Source organism: Streptomyces sp. KR55 (assembly GCF_052245645.1).
In the GTDB taxonomy this organism is placed as follows: Bacteria; Actinomycetota; Actinomycetes; order Streptomycetales; family Streptomycetaceae; genus Streptomyces; species Streptomyces flavusporus.
The window spans coordinates 1-3053 of the sequence record NZ_JBQQCE010000744.1 but is presented as its reverse complement, the minus strand read 5'-3'; the positions used below and the strand labels follow the sequence as shown (position 1 = coordinate 3053).

Below are 3053 nucleotides of genomic sequence, written 5' to 3'. Positions count from 1 at the left end.
GTCGTCCAGCCGCATCATCGCGTCGGACACCTGCTCCAGCATGGCGTTCGTGGGCTCCGCCAGGTCGCCGGGGACGATCACCGACGCGGCGAGCGCGGGCAGCGGCACGGGTGCCGGCCCCGGCCCGTCCTCGCTGACGGACACCAGGTAGAGGTAGCCGAGCACCTCGTCGAGGAACTCGGCCTCCGCCTGCGGGTCCCAGTCCAGCGAGGAGAAGTCGACCCGGCCGCCCTCGTCCATGGCGTCGACCAGATCGTCGAGGTCGGGCACGCTCGCGTCGGCGAGCACCGTCTCCAGGGCGGCCAGCCACACGCCGAGCACGTCGTGCGGCGAACCGCCGGTGAGCAGGGCCAGCTCCGCGCCCGCCACGACCGTGCCGGCCGCCTCGTCGACGACCTCGACGAGCCCGGTGTCCACGGCCACCCGCCAGGCCTCGCTGGCCAGCGCCGCGGCGTCGTCCCCGCTCAGCCCCAGCGCCTCGGCCGCGGCCGGCAGCTGCTCGTCGACCAGCCCGCCTCCGGCGTCCACGCGGGTCTCCGGCCCGGCCCAGCGGGCGAGCCGAGCGGCCCGGGACAGCAGCGGCGTGGACAGCGCGTCACGCGCCAGCTCCGCTTCGGAGGTCGGCCGGACCGGCGGCAGGGGGGCGCTGTCAGACATCGGGAGGTTCTCCTAGGGCGACATACGGCTCAGCCGCTCAGCCTAGACGGATTTCCACCGATGCCGCCCGGTTCATCTCCTCGCCAGGCCCCGTACATGGCCGAAACCTTGACAACTGGCCCGCGCAGGCTGGAAATTGACGCGCGTAGAAACCGAGAGGACAACTGTTCACTCCGTTCACTGTTTCTACGCGCGTCGCCATGCCTGTACATGCTCCACCCTCGTCCTGGCGCCCACGTATGTCCCCGGAGGGATCCCGTTGCCGAGCAAGTCTTCCGCGCGCCTTGCCGCGCTCACCGTCGCCGCCGTCTGCTCCGCGGCATCCGTCGTCGTCCTCACCTCGCCCGCGCACGCGGACAGCGTGCGCATCCGTGACATCCAGGGCAGCACCCGAATATCCCCGTACGCCGGTCAGCAGGTCACGGACGTGGCCGGAATCGTCACCGGTGTGCGGACCTACGGGTCGTCGAGAGGCTTCTGGATCCAGGACCCGACCCCGGACGACGACGCGGCCACCAGCGAGGGCATCTTCGTCTTCACCGGCTCGACCCCGAAGGTCGCCGTCGGCGACTCGGTGACGGTCTCGGGCACGGTCTCGGAGTACGTCCCGGGCGGCACCTCCTCCGGCAACCAGTCCCTCACGGAGATCACCCGGCCGACGGTGACGGTCGTTTCCGGCGGCAACGCCGTCCCGGCACCGACGGTCGTCGACGCCCGCTCCGTACCCGCCCGGTACGCCCCGGCCGGCGACACCGCCGCGAACGGTTCGATCAACGGTCTCACCCTGCGGCCGGCGCAGTACGCCCTGGACTTCTACGAGTCCCTGGAGGGCATGAACGTCCAGGTCGCCGACACCCGTGTGGTCGGCGCCACCGACCCGTACACCGAGCTGTGGGTCACGGTGAAGCCGCGGGAGAACGCCAGCCGCCACGGGGGCACCGTCTACGGCTCGTACACCTCGCAGAACACCGGCCGCCTCCAGATCCAGTCCCTCGGCAAGGCCGCCGACTTCCCGGACTCGAACGTCGGCGACGCCCTCACCGGCACTACGACCGGCCCGCTGGACTACAACCAGTTCGGCGGCTACACGCTCGTCGCCAACGAGATCGGCGCGCTGAAGCAGGGCGGCCCGGAGCGCGAGACGACCCGCAAGCAGCGGCGCGGCGAGCTTGCGGTGGCCACCTACAACGTCGAGAACCTGGACCCGACGGACGCCACGTTCGAGGAGCACGCCGCCGCGATCGTGAACAACCTCCAGTCACCCGACATCGTGTCCCTGGAGGAGATCCAGGACAACAACGGCGCCCGGAACGACGGCACGGTCGCCGCCGACCAGACGATGACCAAGCTGATCGACGCGATCGTCGCGGCGGGCGGCCCGGCCTACGAGTGGCGCTCCGTCGACCCGGTCGACCTCGCCGACGGCGGCGAGCCGGGCGGCAACATCCGCCAGGTGTTCCTGTTCAACCCGGAGCGGGTGTCCTTCACCGACCGTGCGGGCGGCGACGCGACGACCGCCGTCGGTGTCACCAAGGTGCGCGGCAAGGCGCAGCTGACCGCCTCCCCCGGCCGGATCGACCCGGCGTACACCGCGTGGGCGAACAGCCGCAAGCCGCTGGCCGGCGAGTTCGTCTTCCGCGGCGAGACGGTGTTCGTGATCGCCAACCACTTCAACTCCAAGGGCGGCGACCAGGGTCTGACCGCGCAGTACCAGCCGCCGACACGCAGCTCGGAGACCCAGCGGCACCTCCAGGCGACCGCGGTGAACGCGTTCGTCAAGGAGATCCTGGACACGCAGAAGAGCGCGGACGTCGTCACGCTCGGCGACATCAACGACTTCGAGTTCTCCGGCACCACCGAGATCCTCGAGGGCGACGGCGAGCTGTGGTCGGCGGTCAAGTCGCTGCCCAGGAGCGAGCGTTACTCGTATGTCTACCAGGGCAACAGCCAGGTCCTGGACCAGATCCTGATCAGCCCGTCGATCCGGCGCGACTGCGACTTCGAGTACGACAGCGTGCACATCAACGCCGAGTTCCACGACCAGATCAGCGACCACGATCCGCAGGTGCTGCGCTTCCGCCCGTAGTCGGTCCCGGGCGCTCAGGGCTGGCTGAAGACTCCGTTCAGCCAGCCCTGCCAGGCGGTCTCGGCCGCCTTGGCGCCGGCGTCCGGTGCGAAGTCGCGCCTGGGCGCGCGCCCCTACCGCCCGTCCTGCCGTCGCCGCAGCAGCACCGCCGCGACGACCACCGCGACGGCCGCCCCGGCGACGAGCAGCGGCCGCGGATGCCGGAGCCCCGCCTGCACGACCGTACGCACGGGCTGCGGCGCGCGACGCTCGACGGCGTGACCGGCCCGCGTCGCCCGCCCCTGAACCGTGCTGCCGGCCTGCGCCGCCT

General features: G+C 71.3%; 1 protein-coding gene and 2 pseudogenes. 1 reads left to right on the top strand and 2 read right to left on the bottom strand.

Annotation, left to right across the window (positions count from 1 at the left end; translation table 11 throughout):
* A pseudogene (locus ACTWQJ_RS49355) lies at positions 1 to 657 on the bottom strand (hypothetical protein); the annotation flags it as partial.
* Positions 658 to 916: 259 nt separating this feature from the next.
* On the opposite strand from ACTWQJ_RS49355, the gene ACTWQJ_RS49350 reads away from it, so the two are divergent.
* Positions 917 to 2743 carry an endonuclease/exonuclease/phosphatase family protein gene (locus ACTWQJ_RS49350; protein ID WP_443312882.1) on the top strand — a complete coding sequence of 609 codons (1827 nt, stop codon included), beginning with the start codon at positions 917 to 919 and terminating at the stop codon, positions 2741 to 2743.
* Positions 2744 to 2856: 113 nt separating this feature from the next.
* Here ACTWQJ_RS49350 and ACTWQJ_RS49345 read toward each other — a convergent pair.
* Positions 2857 to 3053 (bottom strand): annotated as a pseudogene (locus ACTWQJ_RS49345) (DUF3618 domain-containing protein); the annotation flags it as partial.